Source organism: Pseudomonas vancouverensis (assembly GCF_004348895.1).
Classification (GTDB): Bacteria; Pseudomonadota; Gammaproteobacteria; order Pseudomonadales; family Pseudomonadaceae; genus Aquipseudomonas; species Aquipseudomonas vancouverensis.
Genome location: NZ_RRZK01000007.1, coordinates 88,861 through 110,741 on the forward strand (window position 1 = coordinate 88,861; position 21,881 = coordinate 110,741).

Genomic DNA, 21,881 nt, shown 5'->3' on the forward strand with positions numbered 1-21,881 from the left:
GCGATTACGGCGCCAGGTTCAACAATGATGTCGACTGGCAAGCCCGCTCCCACAGGTTTTGCATTCCAGATTCGATCAAACAGCCGCGTTATAAAACTGCTCGCTGCTCTTCTGCTCCACCAGCGCCTGCTCGATAGCGGCCTGATGCACCTCGTCGGCGTGCTCTTCGCGAGCCTCCGGCAGAATGCCCAGGCGCGAGAACAACTGCATGTCCTTGTCGGCCTGCGGGTTGGCGGTGGTCAGCAGTTTCTCGCCGTAGAAAATCGAGTTGGCGCCGGCGAAAAAAGCCAGGGCCTGCATCTGCTCGTTCATGGCTTCACGGCCGGCGGACAGGCGCACGTGGGACTTCGGCATCAGGATGCGGGCCACCGCGAGCATGCGGATGAAATCGAACGGGTCGATGTCCTCGGCGTTTTCCAGCGGCGTACCGGCCACTTTCACCAGCATGTTGATCGGCACCGACTCCGGATGCTCCGGCAGGTTGGCCAGCTGGATCAGCAGGTTGGCACGGTCGTCGAGGGACTCGCCCATGCCGAGGATGCCGCCGGAGCAGATCTTCATCCCCGAATCACGGACATAGGCCAGGGTCTGCAGACGCTCGCTGTAGGTACGCGTGGTGATGATGCTGCCGTAGAACTCCGGCGAGGTGTCGAGGTTGTGGTTGTAGTAATCCAGACCCGCCTTGGCCAGGGCTTCGGTCTGCTCCTGATCCAGGCGACCGAGGGTCATGCAGGTTTCCAGGCCCAGCGCTTTAACGCCTTCGACCATCTTCAGCACGTAGGGCATGTCTTTGGCCGAAGGATGCTTCCACGCCGCGCCCATGCAGAAACGGGTCGAACCGATGGCCTTGGCGCGCGCTGCCTCTTCAAGGACCTTCTGCACTTCCATCAGCTTTTCTTTTTCCAGGCCGGTGTTGTAGTGCCCGGACTGCGGACAGTACTTGCAGTCTTCCGGGCAAGCGCCGGTCTTGATCGACAGCAGGGTCGAGACCTGGACACGGTTGGCGTCGAAATGCGCACGGTGCACCGTCTGCGCCTGAAACAGCAGGTCGTTGAATGGCTGTACGAAGAGTGCTTTGACTTCGGCTAAAGTCCAGTCATGACGCAGGGTGGCAGTGGTGCTGGCGCTCATGGGCGATTCCTTTGTTCTGGCTTGGCAAGTGGCCGGGGCAATGCAATACCCACAGGCGCGACACGGATGTTGGGCATGTTTAAGGAAGAGCGATGCGCTGTCAACCTCAATACGAAGGGCAGGTTTACATCTGGTTAGAAAACAACCAATCCTGTTTGTTGTGCGATGAGCCAGCCGACGACAGCACGCCGATCTGCATGGCCTGTGAAACGGAACTGCCCTGGCTCGGCGATCAGTGCCGGACCTGCGCCCTGCCGCTGCCGGCGGCTGGCCTGACCTGCGGCCATTGCCAGAATCATCCCCCGGCCTTCCACCAGGTTGTCGCACCCTGGACCTACGGTTTTCCCGTCGACAGTCTGATCACTCGCTTCAAGCACAGCGCCAAATGGCCTTTTGGCCACCTGCTGGGCGAACTCCTCGGCCAACACCTGCTGGATCGTTTCGATAACGATCTGGATCGGCCTGACGCACTGCTGCCGGTGCCGCTGGCTCGCCAACGCTTGCGCAAACGCGGGTTCAATCAGGCGGCGATGCTGGCGCGATGGCTCAGCTCCCGACTAGGAATCCCCTGCGATGAGCGGGCGCTATTGCGCACGCTGGACACCGAAGCGCAACAGGTGCTCAACGCCGACGCACGGCGCAAGAATCTGCGCAATGCATTCAACGTGACCCAAGGCGCTGTGGTGGCGGGTCGGCACCTGGCACTGGTGGACGATGTACTCACCACCGGCGCGACGGCGCAAACCCTTGCCCGCCTGTTGATGAAGGCGGGTGCGGCGCGAGTCGACATCTATTGCCTGGCCCGCACACCAAAACCCGGTAAGTCGCCCTGACTTGACTAGTGCGCCTCAAGCCGCCAACGTCCTCCCCATCGTCACAGCCCAAAGCGACTCACCATGTCCCTGCCTACCCTGTTGTCCCAGCACATCGTCCGCCGCCCGCAACGCATCGCTTTGCTGCAGCACATTGCCGAGCAGGGTTCGATTACCCGCGCGGCGAAAAGCGCGGGCCTGAGCTACAAGGCCGCGTGGGACGCGATCGATGAGCTGAACAACCTTGCGCAGAAACCGTTGGTGGAGCGCATCGTCGGCGGCAAAGGCGGTGGCGGCGCCCGATTGTCCCCGGAAGGCGAACGGGTACTGCGTTTGTATCAAAGGCTGCAAGTGCTGCAGGCACAAGTGCTGGAAGCCGCCGAGGACGCCAGTGACCTGGACCTGCTCGGGCGCTTGATGCTCAGGACCAGCGCCCGCAATCAGTTGCACGGCAAGGTCGCAGCCATCGAGCCCCAGGGACGTAACGACCTGATACGCCTGAAAGTGGCCGAAGACCTGATCGTCGACGCGCAAATCACCCACGACAGCACCGAACGCCTGGAGCTGCAAATCGGCACCGAAGTCGTGGCCCTGGTCAAGGCCGGATGGCTCGATGTACTGGAAATCGACTCGACTGAAACGCCTGGAAACAATTGCCTGAAGGGCATCATCGAGAAGATTCTCGATGCCGAAGACGGCCCCTGCGAAGTGCGCATCACCCTGCCGAACGGCCCTACCCTGTGCGCCTTGGCCGAGCCCGAGTACCTGCGATCCCTCGGATTGGAGAGCGGCAAAGCGGTACGAGTCGAGTTCTCGCCGTCCAGGGTTCTGCTGGGCACGCCGCTGTAAGCAAAACTGCAACAAAAGCGTCATTACCCGCCATTAAGGTGACTGCCAAAACCGCAGGGAGCCTGAAATGAGCCTATTAGAAGAAAACCAGTCCACCGACCTCGAACAGATGGTCGGCCTCAGCCGTCGCGGCTTCATCAGCGCAGGTGCCCTGTGCGGCGCGGCGATGTTTCTCGGTGGCAACTTGTTGAGCCGCAGTGTGCTGGCCGCCAGCGTCAGCGCCGGCAACAGTCAACTGCTTGGTTTCGAAAGCATTGCAGCCGCTACGACCGACACCATCACCCTGCCACCTGGCTACAAGTCCTCCGTGCTGATCAGTTGGGGCCAGCCCCTGCACAAGGACGGTCCGGCATTCGACCCGAGCGGCAACGGCACGGCCGAGCATCAGGAAGTGCAGTTCGGTGACAACAACGACGGCATGAGCCTGTTCGAATTCCCCGGTGAAAAAGACCGGGCGTTGATGGCCATCAACAACGAATACACCAACTACCGCTACCTCTACCCCCACGGCGGCATGCCGCAATCGCCGGACGATGTGCGCAAAGCCCTGGCCAGCGAAGGTGTGTCGGTGATCGAAGTGCAGCGCAAAAACGGCCAGTGGCAGTTCGTCCAGGGCTCGCGCTACAACCGCCGCATTCACGGCAACGCGCCGATCACCCTGAGCGGTCCGGCGGCTGGACATGCCTTGCTCAAGACCAGCGCCGACCCGCACGGCAAGAACGTGTTGGGCACCTTCCAGAACTGCGCCAACGGCAAGACCCCCTGGGGCACTTACCTGACCTGCGAAGAGAACTTCACCGACTGCTTCGGCAGCAGCAATACCGAGCAGAAATTCGATGCCGGACAAAAGCGCTACGGCGCCGTGGCGACCAGCAAAGAGATCAACTGGCACCCGCACGACGAGCGCTTCGACCTGGCCAAGAACCCCAACGAGCTCAACCGTCACGGCTGGGTGGTGGAAATCGACCCGTTCGATCCTAAATCAACGCCGGTAAAACGCACGGCCCTGGGTCGCTTCAAACATGAAAACGCCGCCCTGGCTGAAACCGCCGACGGTCACGCCGTGGTGTACATGGGCGACGATGAGCGTGGCGAATTCATCTACAAGTTCGTCAGTCGCGACAAGATCAACCACAAGAACCTCAAGGCCAACCGCGACATTCTCGATCACGGCACCTTGTACGTCGCGCGTTTCGATGCCGGTGACGGCAACACCGATCACCCCAAGGGGCGCGGGGAATGGGTTGAACTGACCCATGGCAAGAACGGCATCGACGCCAGCAGCGGCTTTGCCGACCAGGCCGAAGTGTTGATTCATGCACGCCTGGCTGCCAGCGTGGTCAAGGCCACGCGCATGGACCGCCCGGAATGGATTGTGGTCAGCCCCAAGGACGGCCAGGTCTACTGCACCCTGACCAACAACGCCAAACGCGGCGAAGACGGCCAGCCGGTGGGCGGACCGAACCCGCGGGAGAAGAACGTCTACGGGCAGATCCTGCGCTGGCGCACCGAGCGTGACGATCACGCCTCGCACACCTTTGCCTGGGATCTGTTTGTGGTCGCCGGCAACCCAACGGCCCACGCCGGAACGCCAAAAGCCGGCTCTCCGAATATCACGCCTGAGAACATGTTCAACAGCCCGGACGGTCTCGGTTTCGACAAGGCCGGTCGCTTGTGGATCCTGACCGATGGCGATGTCAGCAATGCCGGTGACTTTGCCGGCATGGGCAACAACCAGATGCTCTGTGCCGACCCTGCCAGCGGCGAAATCCGCCGTTTCATGGTCGGGCCGGTGGGTTGTGAAGTCACCGGCATCAGCTTCTCACCGGACCAGAAAACTCTGTTTGTCGGGATTCAGCATCCGGGTGAAAACGGTGGTTCGACCTTCCCGGAGCATTTGCCGAACGGCAAGCCGCGCTCTTCGGTGATCGCGATCAACCGTGAGGATGGCGGGATCGTCGGCGCCTGATCCGGCCTCATCGCGGGCAACACTGCTCCCACAGTTATCTTCAGCGAACACAATATCCGTGTTCGAGGGTGATCCTGTGGGAGCGGGCTCGCCGAGATGGCGTCAGCCCAAACACCACGCATCTCAAGCCTACCCCCTAAAGCCCCGCCGTCTGCGCTACCATGCCTGGCCGGACGCAGCCGCCTGCTGCGCGCAGGAGTCAGCATGGCCCACCCGTTTGAAACCCTCACACCCGACCTCGTGCTCGATGCCGTCGAAAGCATTGGTTTTCTCAGCGACGCGCGCATTCTGGCGCTCAATAGCTACGAGAACCGCGTCTACCAAGTCGGCATCGAAGACGCCGAGCCGCTGATCGCCAAGTTCTATCGGCCCCAGCGCTGGAGCAACGCAGCGATCCTGGAGGAGCACCAATTCACCGCCGAACTCGCCGACTGCGAGGTGCCGGTGGTGGCGCCGTTGATCCACAACGGAGAAACCCTGCACGAACACAACGGCTTCCGTTTCACCCTGTTCCCTCGCCGCGGCGGTCGCGCGCCGGAGCCGGGCAATCTGGATCAACTGTATCGCCTGGGCCAGTTGCTCGGTCGTCTGCATGCGGTCGGCTCGACCAGACCGTTCGACCACCGCGAAGCCCTGGGCGTGAAAAACTTTGGCCACGACTCACTCAACACCCTACTGGAAGGCAATTTCATACCCCGCAGCCTGCTGCCTGCCTACGAGTCGGTGGCCCGGGATCTGCTCAAGCGCGTGGAAGATGCCTACTGCAACACGCCGCACCAGAACATCCGCATGCACGGCGATTGCCACCCCGGCAACATGATGTGTCGCGACGAGATGTTCCATATCGTCGATCTGGATGACTGCCGGATGGGCCCGGCGGTGCAGGACATCTGGATGATGCTCGCCGGTGATCGTCAGGATTGTCTGAGTCAGTTGTCGGAATTGATGGACGGCTACAACGAGTTTCACGACTTCGACCCGCGGGAACTGGCACTGATCGAACCTCTGCGTGCCCTGCGCCTGTTGCACTACAGCGCCTGGCTGGCCCGTCGCTGGGACGACCCGGCGTTCCCCCATAGTTTCCCGTGGTTCGGCACCGAGCGTTACTGGGGCGATCAGGTGCTGGCGTTGCGCGAGCAATGCGCGGCGCTCAATGAAGAACCGCTCAAGCTCTTCTGACCCCACCCGAAACCCTGTGGGAGTGAGCCCGCACCCACAGGTGTCCATGTTCACAAATACCCTACCTATTCAGTCAGGACATTCGTAGACAAATCTCCTTACAATCCCCTCTTTGTTAGCTGCCTAAGCAAGGATTCTGCATGCAAGCCGCCAACCCGCGTCGCGGGTACATACTGGGTCTGAGTGCCTACATCATCTGGGGACTGTTCCCGCTCTATTTCAAAGCCATCGCCAGCGTGCCTGCCGTGGAAATCATCATCCACAGGGTGCTGTGGTCAGCGCTGTTCGGCGGGTTGCTGCTGCTGGTCTGGAAGCACCCGGGCTGGTGGCGGGAATTGCGCCAGAACCCCAAGCGCCTGGCGATCCTCGCACTGAGCGGGAGCCTGATCGCGGCCAACTGGCTGACCTACGTCTGGTCGGTGAACAACGGACGCATGCTCGAAGCCAGCCTCGGTTACTACATCAACCCGCTGGTGAACGTGCTGTTGGGCATGCTGATTCTCGGCGAGCGGCTGCGGCGCATGCAGTGGATCGCCGTGGGCCTGGCGACCGTCGGCGTGGCCCAGCAAGTGTGGCAAGTCGGCAGCCTGCCCTGGGTGTCACTGGTGCTGGCCCTGACCTTCGGCTTCTACGGACTGATTCGCAAGCAGGCACCGGTCAAGGCTCTGCCGGGCCTGGTGGTGGAAACCTGGATGCTGGTGCCGATCGCCATTGGCTGGTTGCTGCTCAACCCGATGGCCAGCAGTGCACAAGCTGAATTCTGGACCACCTCGCAAGCCTGGTGGCTGGTCGCGGCCGGGCCGATCACCTTGGTGCCGCTGGTCTGCTTCAACGCTGCTGCGCGACACTTGCCCTACACGACTCTGGGTTTTCTGCAGTACCTGGCGCCGACCCTGGTGCTGTTGCAAGCGGTTCTGCTGTTTGACGAGCACCTGTCGTCCAGCACCCTGGTCGCGTTCATCTTCATCTGGGCGGGCCTGGCGGTCTACAGCGTCGATGCGGTCATCAGCCTGCGCCGCCGCAGCTGATCAAAAAACGCACAAACCTCTGCAGGCCACGTCCCTCTTGGCCTGCACCGTTCCTTCCCAAGGTTATCCACAGCGTGATCCCCGCCGATTGTGCGCAAGTCACTGAATACTGGTGATTTTTTGATCATGCTCCGCAAAGCCACGGCTGGTATGGCGTTGCGGGCTGTCTCTACAGGTTATCCACAGGCAGGTGCACGTTTAACTTGGATAACCCTGTCAGGGATCGCTACGCAGTACCAACTCAACCATCAGGTCGTCGGCCAGGGTTTCCAGGCGTGATTGCAGAACGTCCAGCGACAGCGTCAGCGGAACGGCGAGAATCGCCTCGGCATGAAACAGCGGCTCGCTACTCATGGGTGCCGGGCGCACTTCCGTGACCAGTCGCTCAAGGTTGACCCCCTGCTCGCTCAACAACCGAGTGATATCACGCACAATCCCCGGGCGGTCGTTGCCCACCAACTCCATGGCAATCGGCTTCCAGGTGCAGGATTGCTCGATGCCGCTTTCCGCGATCAACACCCGAATGCCCTGGCTGGATAATCCCTGCAGGGCATCGACCAGTTCGTCGTAGGCTTCAGCCGGCACGCCGACACGCAAAATTCCCGCGAATTGCCCGGCCATGCGCGACATGCGGCTTTCCAGCCAGTTGCCACCATGCTCGGCGATGCACTGGGCAATGCGCTCGACCTGCCCGGGCTTGTCCGGTGCGAAAACGGTGAGTACGAGGTGGTCCATGGCGCAGCCCTCTCTGGTCATGACTTTTGTAATGGAAAAACAAGTATAGGCAGGAGATAGATTCGGCGCGGCACTGCTCTTGTGGCGAGGGAGCTTGCTCCCGCTGGGGCGCGAAGCGGCCCTCTGCAGCGATCAATGGAGACCGAGTTGGCTCGTTTTGCGCCTGCTTCGCAGTCGAACGGGAGCAAGCTCCCTCGCCACAAAGGCAAAGCTTCATAGCAGGGACACAAAGATTATGTGTACAACTTTTGATATTTAGCTGGAACAATCTACTGGTTTTTTGAGAACATCCTGTTCCGCGCCGTGACCGCAATGCGTCATGGGGTCGCAGAACGACGTAATTAGTCTAATTTTCACAACCGCAATTCATCATGTAGTATGCCGCAGCGCGCACTACATAACGTTGGATCGATGTCTGCCGCAGGCACGTTCGCAACCCTGAAAGCCCTGTCAGCAAGGCCCCAAGCCGTTGATTGGTCCCACCCCAGCCGCCGCTCATTGGCATGTACTGGTAGACGGGTTTGTGGTTTAAATGGCCAAAGGCTTCATTGTTAAATTGAAGAGCTGAAAAGCGAAATAGCTGAGCAGAGTGAGGCAAGCAATGACTGAACACGTTCAAGTCGGTGGCCTGCAGGTCGCCAAAGTCCTGTTCGACTTCGTGAACAACGAAGCCATTCCCGGAACCGGCCTCACCGCCGACCAGTTCTGGGCCGGTGCCGACAAGGTCATTCATGACCTGGCACCGAAGAACAAAGCCCTACTCGCCAAACGCGATGATTTCCAGGCTCGTATTGATGGCTGGCACCAATCCCGTGCCGGTCAATCACATGACGCCGTGGCTTATAAAGCCTTCCTGCAAGACATCGGTTATCTGCTGCCAGAAGCGGCCGATTTCCAGGCGACGACGCAAAACGTCGATGACGAAATCGCCCGCATGGCCGGTCCACAGCTCGTGGTTCCGGTCATGAATGCCCGCTTCGCCCTCAATGCCTCGAACGCCCGCTGGGGTTCGCTGTACGACGCGCTCTACGGCACCGACGCCATCAGCGAAGCTGACGGCGCGGAAAAAGGCAAAGGCTACAACAAGGTCCGTGGCGACAAGGTCATCGCGTTCGCCCGCGCCTTCCTCGACGAATCGGCGCCATTGGCCGCCGGCTCCCATGTCGATTCCACCGCCTACAAAATCGTCAACGGCAAACTGGTGGTCGCCCTCAAGGGTGGCTCCAACACCGGCCTGCGTGACGATGCACAGCTGATCGGCTTCCAGGGCGACGCCGCTGCTCCGACCGCGATCCTGCTGAAACACAACGGCCTGCATTTCGAAATCCAGGTCGATGCCAGCACCCCGGTCGGCCAGACCGACGCAGCCGGCGTCAAAGACATCCTGATGGAAGCGGCGTTGACCACCATCATGGACTGCGAAGACTCGGTGGCTGCCGTCGACGCCGATGACAAAGTGGTGATCTACCGCAACTGGCTCGGCCTGATGAAGGGCGACCTGTCGGAAAACGTCGCCAAGGGCGGCCAGACTTTCACTCGCACCATGAACCCGGACCGCACCTACACTGGCGTGGATGGCAAGGAACTGAGCCTGCACGGCCGTTCGCTGTTGTTCGTGCGTAACGTCGGTCACCTGATGACCATCGACGCGATCCTCGACAGTCAGGGCAACGAAGTGCCGGAAGGCATTCTCGATGGTCTGGTGACTTGCCTGGCATCGATGCACAACCTGAACGGCAACACTTCGCGCAAGAACAGCCGTACCGGTTCGATCTACATCGTTAAACCGAAGATGCACGGCCCGGAAGAAGCGGCGTTCACCAACGAGCTGTTCGGTCGCATCGAAGACGTGTTGGGCCTGAAGCGCAACACCCTCAAGGTCGGGATCATGGACGAGGAGCGTCGTACCACGATCAACCTCAAGGCCTGCATCAAGGCCGCGAGCGAACGCGTGGTGTTCATCAACACCGGTTTCCTCGACCGTACCGGCGATGAAATCCACACCTCCATGGAAGCCGGGCCGATGGTGCGCAAGGCCGACATGAAGGCCGAAAAGTGGATCGGCGCCTACGAGAACTCCAACGTCGATATCGGTTTGAGCACCGGCCTGCAAGGTCGCGCGCAAATCGGTAAAGGCATGTGGGCCATGCCGGACCTGATGGCAGCGATGCTCGAGCAGAAAATCGCTCACCCGCTGGCCGGTGCCAACACGGCTTGGGTGCCGTCGCCGACAGCTGCTGCGCTGCACGCGCTGCACTACCACAAGGTCGATGTGTTCGCTCGCCAGGCCGAGCTGGCCAAACGTGCCCACGCCTCGGTGGACGACATCCTGACCATTCCGCTGGCGGTGAACCCGCAGTGGAATGCCGAACAGATCAAGAACGAACTGGACAACAACAGCCAGGGCATTCTCGGTTACGTGGTGCGCTGGATCGACCAGGGTGTGGGTTGCTCGAAGGTGCCGGACATCAACGACGTCGGCCTGATGGAAGACCGTGCAACGCTGCGGATCTCCAGCCAGCACATCGCCAACTGGCTGCGTCACGGTGTCGTTACCGAAGCGCAAGTGATGGAAAGCCTCAAGCGCATGGCGCCGGTGGTTGACCGTCAGAACGCTGGTGATGCGCTGTACCGCCCGCTGGCGCCGAACTTCGACAGCAACATCGCCTTCCAGGCGGCGGTCGAACTGGTGATCGAAGGCACCAAGCAGCCGAACGGCTACACCGAGCCGGTCCTGCACCGTCGTCGTCGCGAGTTCAAGGCGAAGAACGGGTTGTAATCCAGCCCTCAACAAAAATCCCCCGGTGGAAATACCGGGGGATTTTTGTTTCTGCGTCCTGCAGATGCTCAACTACTTCCTGTTACGCAACGCGCTGGCATCGATGTGGCGGCCAATTTTCGATGCATTCATGAACAGGGTAATTCCAACCACCGTGATGACCAGGGCAAACAGTTTTTCGCCACCAATGGGTTCGTCGAGTACATACCACGACGTCAAGATTCCCGAAATCGGAACAATCACCGACAACGGTGCAACCTGGCTTGCCGGATACTTCTCAATCATCCGGTTCCATACCCAATACCCGAATACCGTTGCCACATAGGCCTGGAACAGGACAGACGCCAGCACCGGAGTAGTCATGTTCGTTAACAATGCCTGAAAAGGGGCGGCTCCCTTGACCCAGTAAGTCATCAGATAAAGCGGTGGTGTGGCATACAGACTCGACCAGACGACAAAGGAAAATACATCAACCACCTTGCTTTTCTTGACCAGCACATTGCACAAACTCCAGAACAATGCGGCGAGAAGTACCAGAAAAAGCCCAAGGTGTTCGGCATCGCCGTCTGTGACATGAATAATGAACGTCAGTCCCAACAACGCCATGAGAATACCGGTCACTTGAATGGCCGACATTTTCTCGCCGAACAGCAGTACTCCCCAGATGACTGTGAAAAACGCACTGAACTGTACGAGCAAGGATGTCACGCCCGCACTGACACCAAGAAACATGCCGTAGTTCATCAACCAGCACATTCCGATACCGAACAACAAACCGTAGACAACAGTTACAAATGTACTGACACCCTTGGGTTTCGGAATGAAAAATATGAGTGGCAATGCACAAAAAGTAAAACGCAGCGCTGTCAATATGAACGGATCAATACCGTCAAGACTGATATCGATTACCGTATAGTTGCTGCCCCACATGACTGTCACGCCGACAATAAGTACAAGATCGCGAAATTCTATTTTTTTTATCACATGAGCCTCATTGCGATACACACCCGCACAACAATTCAGGAACAACGATTTGATCTTTATCTTGATTTATCTGTGCAAACCAGCCACAACTTGAATTCAAGACAACCATCATCATTCTCGACCCACAAAATCGGCGAGTAAAATTGGCAGTTTTATAGTGATACAGAAGGTTCAATCAAACCAGGCATGACCTTACATGAATGCCTTTATCGACATTCATGCATTGAACCATAACGGAATCGTCGAAAGAATAAACACGCTATTTGTGAGCAGTTTTTTCGCAACTTAACTGGAAAAATCAAATTACAAACTAAACCACCAAAAACAATCAAACCTCGTAATTAACAATTACAAGCAATCAGTCATTTAATACCCAACTCACGCTTGACCAGTGCAAGCAGATGACTGGCATCGATCGGCTTCAGCAGAAAGTCCACCACGCTCATATGCATCGCGGCGATCGCATCCTTCACGTCGGCGTCCCCCGATACAATGATGATGGGTAACGCTGCCCGAACCGACTCACGTATCCGCCGGATCAGATCCAGCCCGTCTACGTGCCCCATCCTCAAATCGGTAATCAGCAATCCGATCGAGGGCTTTTTGATTTCGGCCTCAGCCACCAGGATTTTCAGTGCCGCTTCGCCACTGGCGGCGGTTAAACAGCGAATGCCCTCCAACGCAAGGATCTCTGACAGCAGTTCACGAGCGTCTTTATCGTCGTCGACGATCAGTACCCGTTGCAGCGGCAGATCAGGTTCCAGCATGACGGAGCTAAGCAACTCGCGCTCGGCGTCACTCAAAATATCGTGGTCGGACATAGCCTTCTCTACATGTTCGATTCAAATCCCTAGCACAGTGGTGAGACATCGCTAAGCAGATCACCAATGTGCACTTCGTCGGATATTTTTCCAATAGGGCAACGGCGGGGTTTTTCGCACAATTGCGTAAGGCTTTTCCGACATTTCACCCGGTTTGCTGGCTACCTAGACTTACGTCCAATGGGCACCCTGACCGCGCGGGCCGACCATGGCTGTGTCATCCGACCAAAACAATTCAAAAAAAGACTGCGGTAATGGTTATGAGTAAAGCGGACGCCTTCACACAGGCAGGGAAAACCGCGGTGTTGCAGAACATTCAGGGCACGCTGCAATTCCTTCAGCGTTTCCCGCCCTTCAACCAGATGGAGCACGCGCACCTGGCGTTTCTGGTTGAGCAATGCCAGCTGCGTTTTTATGCCCCTGGCGAGAGCATCATCAAGCCGGCCGACGGCCCGGTCGAACACTTCTATATCGTCAAGCAAGGTCGCGTGGTCGGCGAGCGTCCGCACACGGCCAAGGGTGGCACTGAAACGGTGTTCGAAATCACCACCGGCGAGTGCTTTCCTCTCGCCGCGCTGTTGGGCGAGCGCGCCACCCGCACCGAGCACCTGGCAGGTGAAGACACCTTCTGCCTGCAATTGAACAAACCGGCATTCATTCGCCTGTTCTCGCTGTCGGACACTTTCCGTAATTTCGCCCTGCGTTGTGTCAGCAGCCTGCTCGATCAGGTCAACCAACAGGTCCAGCAGAAAGCCGTGGAAACCCTCGGCACCCAGTATTCACTCAACACCCGCTTGGGCGAGTTGGCCATGCGCCATCCGGTGACCTGCACCCCAGTAACACCTCTGCGTGAGGCGGTGACGCTGATGCACGAGCAGCAAGTCGGCAGCATTGTCGTGGTCGACGAGCACAAGGCACCGCTGGGGATTTTTACCTTGCGTGACCTGCGTCAGGCGGTGGCCGATGGCAGCAGTGATTTCAGCGAAGCCATTGAACGCCGCATGACCCGCGCACCGTTCTACCTGTCACCGGATCACAGTGCGTTCGATGCCGCCATTGCCATGACCGAACGCCACATCGCCCACGTCTGTCTGGTCAAGGACCAACGCTTGTGCGGCGTGGTCTCCGAACGTGATCTGTTTTCCCTGCAACGGGTCGACCTGGTACATCTGGCACGGACCATCCGCAATGCTGCAAAAGTGGACACCTTGGTGGCGCTGCGCGGTGAAATCGGACAATTGGTCGAGCGCATGCTCGCCCATGGCGCGTCGTCAACGCAGATCACTCATATCATCACACTGCTCAACGACCACACCGTGTGCCGGGTCATCGAACTGACCCTTGCCGAGAAGGGCGACCCCGGCGTGCCGTTCAGCTGGCTGTGTTTCGGCAGTGAAGGTCGACGGGAGCAGACCCTGCACACCGATCAGGACAACGGCATTCTGTTCGAAGCAAAGGATGCAGCCCATGCCGCCGAGATTCGCGGCAAGTTGTTGCCCATTGCCCAGCAAATCAACCAGAGCCTGGCGCTGTGCGGCTTCACCCTGTGCAAAGGCAATATCATGGCCGGCAACCCGGAACTGTGCCTGTCCCGGGCCGAATGGGCGCGGCGTTTCGCGGCGTTCATCCGCGAAGCGACCCCGGAGAACCTGCTGGGTTCAAGCATCTATTTCGATCTGCGGGTGGTCTGGGGCAGTGAGCAAGGCTGTGAACAACTGCGCCGCGGGATTCTCGATCAGGTCGGCGACAACCGCTTGTTCCAGCGCATGATGGCCGAAAACGCCCTGCGCAATCGGCCACCGGTGGGACGCTTTCGCGAGTTCGTGCTGGCACGCAAGAACGGCGAGAAGGCCACCCTCGACCTCAAGGTTCAGGGCCTGACACCTTTTGTCGATGGCGCCCGGTTGCTGGCGTTGGCCCACGGCATTGAGGCGAACAATACGCTCGAGCGCTTCCGCCAGCTGATCGCCAAGGAAATCATCGACCCACTGGACGGCGCGGCGTACGAAGAGGCCTATCACTTCATTCAACAAACCCGCATGCAGCAACATCAGCTACAGAGCCGGGAGAATTTTCCGTACTCCAATCGGGTCGATCCCGACAGTCTCAATCATCTGGACCGACGCATCCTGCGCGAATCCCTACGTCAGGCCCAGCGCCTGCAAAGCAGCCTGACGTTGCGGTATCAGCTATGAGCCTGTTTTCCTGGTTGCGCCCGGCAGCGCCCAGTCTGCCCGTCGAGTTGCAACAACGGCTCGACCGTCTGCCCTCCCCCGCAGCGCTGGGCGAGTGCAGCCTACGCGAGCAACGTTGGGTGGTCCTCGATCTGGAAACCACCGGCCTGAACATGAACCGGGATCGCGTACTGTCCATCGGCGCCGTGGTGATCGAAGACGGCGCGATCGATTTCAGCCAACAGTTCGAACGCACCCTGCAACAAACAGCCTTGAAACTCGGCCCGAGCGTGCTGATCCACGGCCTTGGGCCCAGCGCAATTGCGGCTGGCAGCGCCCCGGCCGAAGCCTTGCTCGACTTGCTGGCCTTTATCGGCGACAGCCCGGTGCTGGCCTTTCATGCACCGTTCGACCAGCACATGCTGGGGCGCGCGCTGAAGGAACATCTGGGCTACAAGTTGCAGCATCCTTTTCTGGATGTCGCGGACATTGCGCCGCTGCTGTGCCCGCAGGCCAACATCCGTGAGGCCGGGCTCGATGACTGGATCAACTGGTTCAAGCTGGAGGTGTCCGAGCGGCATCATGCCAGCGCCGACGCCCTGGCCACGGCGGAGCTGATGTTGATTCTGTTCAGCCGGGCACGCCAGCAACAGATTCACAGCCCGTTGAATCTGCAACAGCGCTTGAGTCAGTGGAAGCGACGGCAGCATTCGCCGTCCTTCTGATTTTTAGCGCCTGTTACGACCCCATCGCGAGCAAGCTACGCTCCCACAGGATGTGTCGTTCGCACAGTCAGCGAACAACACTAAACCTGTGGGAGCTTGTTCCGGGCGGCGTTCGGACGACGAACGATGACGCGTCCTACGTAATTGCCCAATTTCCCACCCGACCAACGCCAATTGCCTACAACCTCAGCCTCTGACACAATCGCGAACAATTCTCGTTGGTTAATCTTTCCCAGTCGGTGATGTCGCGTGTCGTCAGTCCCAAGCCCTCAAAGTGAACTCGTCGGTGCGTTGTATCGCGACCATCGCGGTTGGCTATTGGCCTGGCTACGACGCAACGTTGCCTGCCCCCAGCGTGCCGAAGACCTCAGCCAGGACACCTTCATGCGCTTGCTGGGCCGGGAAGAACTCAAGGCACCACGGGAGCCGCGAGCCTTTCTGGTGGCGATTGCCAAGGGCCTGCTGTTCGACCATTTCCGTCGCGCGGCACTGGAACAGGCTTACCTCACCGAGCTGATGCTGATTCCCGAAGCCGAGCAACCTTCGGCCGAAGAACAGCAGATGATCCTCGAAGACCTGAAAAACATCGACCGCCTGCTCGGCAAACTGTCGAGCAAGGCGCGGGCGGCCTTTTTGTATAACCGGCTGGACGGCATGGGCCACGCGGAAATCGCCGAGCGCCTGGGCGTGTCAGTGCCGCGGGTGCGTCAGTATCTGGCCCAGGGCGTGCGCCAGTGCTACATCGCTCTGTACGGCGAGCCGACATGAGTCCGCTCAGTTCCAAACCGGTGTCGGCACAGGTGCTCGATGCGGCAATCGCCTGGCAATTGTCCCTGGATTGCGCCAACCCGATAGAGCGCGAAGAGTTTGCCAAATGGCATGCCGCCCACGAAGAGCACGCCCGTGCCTGGCGCCAACTGGGCATGCTCGACCAGCGCTTCAGCGTCGCCAGTGGACCGGCTCGAACGGCACTGCTGCAATCGCGTGAAGGCATTCGCCGCCGCGTGCGCAAACTCGGCAGTGGCCTGGCCAGCGTCGTGGCGGTGATCGGCCTGGCGCTGTTCGCCGGTGAACATTACCTGCCGATCAACTATTGGCTGGCCGACCAGCGCACCGCCACCGGCGAGCAACGCACGTTGCGCCTGGCTGATGGCACGCTGATCAACCTCAATACCCACAGCGCCCTCGACGTGCGCTTCGACGAGAAACAGCGGCGCATTGTCCTGCAGGAAGGCGAGATCCTCGTCGAAACCGGGCATGGCGACCCCCGGCCGTTCATTGTCGAAACCCGCGAAGGCAGCATGCGTGCACTGGGCACGCGGTTCCTGGTCAAACGCGAGGAAGACGGCACGCGCCTGAGCGTGTTGCAGTCGGCAGTCGCGGTTCATCCGGAGTCCAATCCTCATGAACAGATTCTGCGTGAGGGCCAGCAGATGCTGATTCGCAGTGACGGGCTAGGCCCGATGCTGGCCCTCAACCCCGGTGCGGATGCCTGGACCCGCGGCATGCTGGTGGTGGACAACGCACGGCTGGCGGATCTGGTTCAGGAGATCGGTCGTTATCGCCGTGGGTATCTTGGGGTTTCGCCGCAAGTGGCAGACCTGCGCATCACCGGCAGCTTCCCGCTGCGCGATACCGACCTGGCCCTCAATGCATTGCTGCCGACCCTGCCGGTGCAGATCGAACATCACACGCCGTGGTGGGTGACGGTGGTGGCGAAGGCTGATTCCAAGCCTTGAAACGATTGGCCTGATCGACCGCTATCGCGAGCAAGCTCGCTCCCACAGGTTTTGCGTCATTCACAAAGTCCAAGTAAGCCCATTGCAACAGCGGTGCACTCAGATTCGGCTTGCTCGCTTGCCGTCACTCAAGTGTCTGCTTGATCCGGTTTTAAGCAGTCCTCCATATCTAAATCAAAATTATTTTCATCCAGCCCTATCACTTTTCGTTTCTCGTTCGGCACACAGGCAATTGAGAAATATTTCCATTCAGGAGCCGCTGTAATGTCCCGTTCGCTAGACACCTTGTTGCGCCCCAGTTTGCTGGCGGTCGCCATTGCCTTTTGCACCCCTTTGGCCAGCACTCAACTGATCGCCGCCGAGCAGTCCAGCGTTCGCGCCTACAATCTGCCAGCCGCCCCCTTGGCCAGCACCCTGAACCAGATCGCCAGCCAGGCCGGCCTGGCCCTGTCGCTGAACCCTTCGTTGGCGGCGGGCAAGACCTCGGCACCGGTCAACGGTCAGTTCGACGCGACCGGCGCCCTGCGCGAAGCCCTGCGTGGCACCGGTCTGCAACTGGAGCAAAGCAGCACCGGCAGTTACACCCTGGTGGCGGTGCCTGAGGGTACATTGGCCCTGCCGGCGACCAGCGTGATCGGCGCACAAAACGAAGAAAGCGCATGGGGCCCGGTTGAGGGTTACGTCGCCACACGCACTGCCGCCGGCACCAAGACCGACACCGCGCTGGTTGAAGCACCCCGTTCGATTTCGGTCGTGACCCGCGACCAGATGGACGATCGCAATGTGCACACCCTGGACGCGGCCGTGCGCTACCTGCCGGGCACCACCGGCGCCAGCTTTGGCAGCGACACCCGTGCCGACTGGTTGCGTGTACGCGGTTTCGAACCGACCCAGTTCCTCGATGGCCTGCCGCTGCCAAAAGGCGTCTACGCCAACCCGAAACAGGAGACCTGGAACCTCGATCGCCTGGCCGTACTGCGCGGCCCGGCCTCTTCGGTCTATGGCCAGACCCCGCCAGGTGGCTTGCTGGACATGGTCAGCCGTCGCCCCAGCGCCGAAGCCAGCAATGAAGTCCAGTTGCAGTACGGCAGCGACAACCATCGCCAGATCAACTTCGCCAGCACCGGCAAGATCGACGATGAAGGCCAATTCCTCTATGGCTTGAGTGGTGTGGTACGCGATGGCGGCACGCCCATCGACCATATCGACGACAAGCGCTACAACATCGCACCGAGCCTGACCTGGAACATCGACGACGATACCAAGCTGACCCTGCTGACCCAGTTCACCCGTGACGATACTGGCATCACCAGCCAGTTCCGTCCGATCCAAGGCACCAAGATCCATTCGCCACTGGGCGATATTTCCCACCACAAGAACCTCGGTGACCCGGACTGGGAATACTACGACCGCACTTACTACGCGCTGGGCTACGCCTTCGAGCATCGTTTGAACGATGTCTGGCAGTTCCACCAGAACCTGCGCTACACCAAATCGGAGCTGTCCTTCCAGGCGCTCACCCCCGGCGCCTACCCGTTCACCCAGGTCGATGCCGACGGCAATGTTGGCCGCACCAGCACCTCGACCGACGAGGACATCGGCCAGTTCGCCGTGGACAACAACATGCAGGCTGACTTCGCCACCGGCGATATCCGTCACACCCTGCTGATCGGCCTCGATCACCAGCGCACCGACACCAACTACACCTCGATCTTCGGTGACGGCCTGACCACCAACGTCAACAACCCGATCTATGGTTTGCCAATCGTGCGTCCGCCACGTTCGTCGGCCTTCTACGATTACGAACAGAAGACCTACCAGACCGGTCTGTACGTGCAGGACCAGATGGCCCTGGACCAATGGCGCCTGACCCTGGGCGGTCGTGAGGACTGGGTGCACACCAGCACCAAGTTCTTCAACAAGGGCGACGCGACCAACACTGATCGCAACAAGAACTTCAGCGGCAACGCCGCCATCAGCTACGTCTTCGACAACGGCTTCGTGCCGTACCTGTCCTACGCCGAATCGTTCCAGCCGGCGAGTAACGCCGATACCTCCGCCACCGACTCGTTCAAGCCGACCGAAGGTAAACAGTGGGAACTGGGCATCAAGTACCAGCCGCCAGGCAGCAACACGCTGTTGACCGCTGCGGTGTATGACCTGACCCAGAAGAATGTCTCGGTGACCAACAACATCGGCGGCATCCCGGTGACCAGCCAGACCGGTGAAGTGAAGGTCAAGGGTCTGGAGCTGGAAGCCGTCTCCGACGTGACTGAAAACCTCAAGCTGACCGCCGCTTACACCCTGGCCAAGTCCGAAGTGCAGGATGGCGAGTTCAAGGGCAATCGCCTGCAACTGATGCCCAACCAGACCGCTTCGATGTGGGCCGATTACACCTGGCACAACGGCGTGCTGGACGGTTTCGGTGTGGCCGGCGGTGTTCGTTACACCGGCAACACCTATGGCGACCAGGCCAACACCGAACTCGGCAAGGCAGACGCCTACACCGTGTTCGACGCGGCGGTCCACTACGACCTCGGTCGCCTGGACAACAGCCTCAAAGGTGCATCGCTGGCCATCAACGCGACCAACCTGTTCAACAAGGACTACCTCGCCACCTGTGACAGTTTCTACTGCTACTACGGCGATGAACGCAGTGTGATCGCCAGTGCCACCTACAAGTGGTAACAGCCTGATCTGACACGCCCGGTACCCAGGCCGTCCTTCGTGGACGGCTTTGGTATTTCTGGAGGCTATGAAATGAAAAGTAAAACAATTCGCCGCTGGTCCGCTGTCCACACCTGGACCAGCCTGATTTGTACCGTGTTCCTGCTGATGCTGGCACTGACCGGCCTGCCGCTGATCTTCCATCACGAGATCGACCACCTGCTGGGCGATGCCCCTGAGGTGAAGGAAATGCCGGCGGACACCCCGCGCCTGAATCTACAGCAACTGGTACAAGCCGCCGAGCAACACCGGCCCGGTGAAGTCATGCAGTACTTCGGCTTCGAGGACGACGAGCCCAACGCCGTACTGACCATCATGGCCGCAACGGCCGGCACCGAACCGAACTCGTCGCACACCTTCATGCTCGACGCCCGCACCGGCGAAGCACTGGAGACGCCCTCGGCCAACGGCGGCTTCATGCTGACCATGTTGCGTTTGCACGTGGACATGTTCGCCGGGCTGCCGGGCAAGCTGTTGCTGGCGTTCATGGGCATTTTGTTCGTGGTGGCGATTGTTTCCGGGACCGTGCTGTACCTGCCGTTCATGCGCCGCCTGAAATTCGCCACCGTGCGCCAGGACAAATCCACCCGCCTGCGCTGGCTGGACCTGCACAACCTGATCGGCGTCGTCACCCTGACCTGGGCGTTGGTGGTCGGTGTGACCGGGGTGATCAGCGCCTGTGCGGACCTGATCATTGCCGCATGGCGCAATGAAACGCTGACCGCGATGGTCGCGCCTTATCGCGATGCGCCACCACTGACACAGTTGGCACCGGCGACACGCCTGCTCGACATCGCCCAGGACGCCGCACCGGGCATGCAGCCGGATTTCATCGCCTTCCCCGGCACACGCTTCTCCAGCGAGCACCACTATGCGGTGTTCATGAAAGGCAGCACGCACCTGACCTCGCACCTGCTGACGCCGGTACTGATCGATGCCAGCACCCTGCAAGTCACGGCCGTCGGCGAGCGGCCGTGGTACATGGACGCCATGGGCATGTCGCAGCCACTGCATTTCGGTGATTACGGCGGCATGCCGATGAAGGCCCTCTGGGCGACCCTGGATGTGCTGACCATCATCGTGCTCGGCAGTGGCGTCTACCTGTGGATAGTGCGGCGCAAGGCGACGAAACCCGTGCTGGAAAAAGCGGAGAGCGTGGCATGAAGCCCCGGCAAACGAACTTCTGGAAGGTCTTTGGCGTACCGACCGCCATCGCTGTCCTCAGCGCTGGCGGTCTGTTTGCTGCGCTGCTCGGGGATGGTGTGTGGGATTCGTTGAGCTGGGTGGGACTCGGCATTCCTGCGTTCCTGGCATTACGCGGCCTGCTACTACGCCGCTGAGCCCTTTACCTGTAGGAGCGAGCTTGCTCGCGATGGCGGTGTGTCAGCCTGAATGGATATTGACTGACACTCCCTCATCGCGAGCAGGCTCGCTCCTACAGGGGGTCGTGTTTCCCAGGGATTTTGAGTATCCCTGCAACACGCTATGCTGCCCGGCATCGCCACCGACCGAGACACCGCCATGTCCACCCCGAGCATGACCCTGTACTACAACCCGCTGTCCCCCTTCGTTCGCAAGGTCCTGGTGCTGCTGCACGAAACCGGTCAACAGGACCGCGTGGCGCTGCAAAGCAGTGTGCTCACCCCGGTGAACCCGGACCTCACGCTGATCGAAGACAACCCGCTGAGCAAGATCCCGGCCCTGCGCCTGGCCGACGGCAATATCATTCACGACAGCCGGGTGATCCTCGACTACTTCGACCACCAGCATGTCGGCAACCCGCTGATCCCGCGCGAAGGCTCGGCCCGCTGGCGCCGCCTGACCCTGGCCTCACTGGCCGACGGCATCATGGATGCCGCTGTCCTGGTGCGTTACGAAACCGCCCTGCGCGCACCGGAAAAACACTGGGACGAATGGCTCGATGGCCAGCGCGACAAAATCCGCCGGGCCCTGGCTTTGCTGGAAAAGGATGCGATTGCAGAGCTGACCTGCCATTTCGATGTGGCGGCGATCAGTGTGTCTTGTGCGTTGGGCTATCTGGATCTGCGCCATCCGGACCTGGACTGGCGTGCGGCGAACCCGCAATTGGCGGCGTGGTATTTCGAAGTGAGCCAGCGGCCTTCGATGCTGGCGACCCTGCCGAAGGTTTGAAGCCTGGCGCGCGACGAACTAGCAGTTCTGCTAGTAGGCAATGGCTGAGAATCGTTTGATGCTGGCATTTCTTTATTG

18 protein-coding genes are annotated in these 21,881 nt (G+C 59.9%); 14 read left to right on the forward strand and 4 right to left on the reverse strand.

What is annotated here, in order from left to right; all coding sequences use genetic code 11:
* Window positions 1–75 precede the first annotated feature (75 nt).
* Complete coding sequence (gene bioB / locus EIY72_RS04790; protein WP_093229449.1) at window positions 76–1,131, reverse strand: biotin synthase BioB; 1,056 nt, start codon at window positions 1,129–1,131, stop codon at window positions 76–78.
* Window positions 1,132–1,223: 92 nt separating this feature from the next.
* On the opposite strand from bioB, the gene EIY72_RS04795 reads away from it, so the two are divergent.
* From EIY72_RS04795 to rarD, 5 genes are all read left to right on the forward strand, one after another.
* Entirely contained in the window at window positions 1,224–1,964 is a 741-nt protein-coding gene (locus tag EIY72_RS04795) for a ComF family protein (RefSeq protein WP_093229447.1), read from the forward strand.
* A gap of 63 nt (window positions 1,965–2,027) precedes the next feature.
* Window positions 2,028–2,792: a TOBE domain-containing protein gene (locus EIY72_RS04800; RefSeq protein WP_093229444.1), complete on the forward strand. Its 765-nt coding sequence runs from the start codon at window positions 2,028–2,030 to the stop codon at window positions 2,790–2,792.
* A gap of 67 nt (window positions 2,793–2,859) precedes the next feature.
* Window positions 2,860–4,761 carry a PhoX family protein gene (locus tag EIY72_RS04805; protein WP_093229442.1) on the forward strand — a complete coding sequence of 634 codons (1,902 nt, stop codon included), beginning with the start codon at window positions 2,860–2,862 and terminating at the stop codon, window positions 4,759–4,761.
* A 204-nt stretch (window positions 4,762–4,965) separates the two neighbouring features.
* On the forward strand, window positions 4,966–5,940 hold the full coding sequence (locus EIY72_RS04810; protein ID WP_093229435.1) for a serine/threonine protein kinase: 975 nt from the start codon (window positions 4,966–4,968) through the stop codon (window positions 5,938–5,940).
* Between the two features lie 140 nt (window positions 5,941–6,080).
* Window positions 6,081–6,968: an EamA family transporter RarD gene (gene rarD / locus EIY72_RS04815; RefSeq protein ID WP_093229433.1), complete on the forward strand. Its 888-nt coding sequence runs from the start codon at window positions 6,081–6,083 to the stop codon at window positions 6,966–6,968.
* A 216-nt stretch (window positions 6,969–7,184) separates the two neighbouring features.
* Here rarD and EIY72_RS04820 read toward each other — a convergent pair whose 3' ends face one another.
* Window positions 7,185–7,703, reverse strand: coding sequence for a glycine cleavage system transcriptional repressor (locus tag EIY72_RS04820; RefSeq protein ID WP_093229431.1), 519 nt, complete (start codon window positions 7,701–7,703; stop codon window positions 7,185–7,187).
* A gap of 601 nt (window positions 7,704–8,304) precedes the next feature.
* Between EIY72_RS04820 and EIY72_RS04825 the strand changes: the two genes are divergently transcribed.
* Window positions 8,305–10,482: a malate synthase G gene (locus EIY72_RS04825; RefSeq protein WP_093229429.1), complete on the forward strand. Its 2,178-nt coding sequence runs from the start codon at window positions 8,305–8,307 to the stop codon at window positions 10,480–10,482.
* Between the two features lie 72 nt (window positions 10,483–10,554).
* On the opposite strand, the gene EIY72_RS04830 is transcribed toward EIY72_RS04825, so the two are convergent.
* Together EIY72_RS04830 and EIY72_RS04835 are read right to left on the reverse strand one after the other, a co-directional pair.
* Entirely contained in the window at window positions 10,555–11,511 is a 957-nt protein-coding gene (locus EIY72_RS04830) for an EamA family transporter (protein ID WP_231985514.1), read from the reverse strand.
* Between the two features lie 317 nt (window positions 11,512–11,828).
* Window positions 11,829–12,287, reverse strand: a complete 459-nt coding sequence (locus tag EIY72_RS04835; RefSeq protein ID WP_093229425.1) for a response regulator — start codon at window positions 12,285–12,287, stop codon at window positions 11,829–11,831.
* A gap of 254 nt (window positions 12,288–12,541) precedes the next feature.
* Here EIY72_RS04835 and EIY72_RS04840 point away from each other — a divergent pair, with 254 nt between their 5' ends.
* The 8 genes from EIY72_RS04840 (at window position 12,542) to EIY72_RS04875 (ending at window position 21,803) form a co-directional block, all read left to right on the forward strand.
* Entirely contained in the window at window positions 12,542–14,482 is a 1,941-nt protein-coding gene (locus EIY72_RS04840; RefSeq protein ID WP_093229422.1) for a putative nucleotidyltransferase substrate binding domain-containing protein, read from the forward strand.
* Entirely contained in the window at window positions 14,479–15,186 is a 708-nt protein-coding gene (locus EIY72_RS04845) for a 3'-5' exonuclease (protein WP_093229419.1), read from the forward strand. The genes EIY72_RS04840 and EIY72_RS04845 overlap by 4 nt, the downstream gene beginning before the upstream one ends.
* A 249-nt stretch (window positions 15,187–15,435) precedes the next feature.
* On the forward strand, window positions 15,436–15,954 hold the full coding sequence (locus EIY72_RS04850; protein ID WP_093229416.1) for an RNA polymerase sigma factor: 519 nt from the start codon (window positions 15,436–15,438) through the stop codon (window positions 15,952–15,954).
* Complete coding sequence (locus EIY72_RS04855; protein WP_093229413.1) at window positions 15,951–16,925, forward strand: FecR domain-containing protein; 975 nt, start codon at window positions 15,951–15,953, stop codon at window positions 16,923–16,925. The genes EIY72_RS04850 and EIY72_RS04855 overlap by 4 nt, the downstream gene beginning before the upstream one ends.
* A gap of 264 nt (window positions 16,926–17,189) precedes the next feature.
* Window positions 17,190–19,613, forward strand: a complete 2,424-nt coding sequence (locus EIY72_RS04860) for a TonB-dependent siderophore receptor (protein WP_093229409.1) — start codon at window positions 17,190–17,192, stop codon at window positions 19,611–19,613.
* Between the two features lie 72 nt (window positions 19,614–19,685).
* Window positions 19,686–20,816, forward strand: coding sequence for a PepSY-associated TM helix domain-containing protein (locus tag EIY72_RS04865; RefSeq protein WP_093229406.1), 1,131 nt, complete (start codon window positions 19,686–19,688; stop codon window positions 20,814–20,816).
* Window positions 20,813–20,992: a hypothetical protein gene (locus EIY72_RS04870; RefSeq protein WP_093229404.1), complete on the forward strand. Its 180-nt coding sequence runs from the start codon at window positions 20,813–20,815 to the stop codon at window positions 20,990–20,992. Before EIY72_RS04865 ends, EIY72_RS04870 begins: the two co-directional genes overlap by 4 nt.
* A 181-nt stretch (window positions 20,993–21,173) precedes the next feature.
* Window positions 21,174–21,803 carry a glutathione S-transferase family protein gene (locus tag EIY72_RS04875; RefSeq protein ID WP_197678810.1) on the forward strand — a complete coding sequence of 210 codons (630 nt, stop codon included), beginning with the start codon at window positions 21,174–21,176 and terminating at the stop codon, window positions 21,801–21,803.
* Window positions 21,804–21,881: the final 78 nt, after the last annotated feature.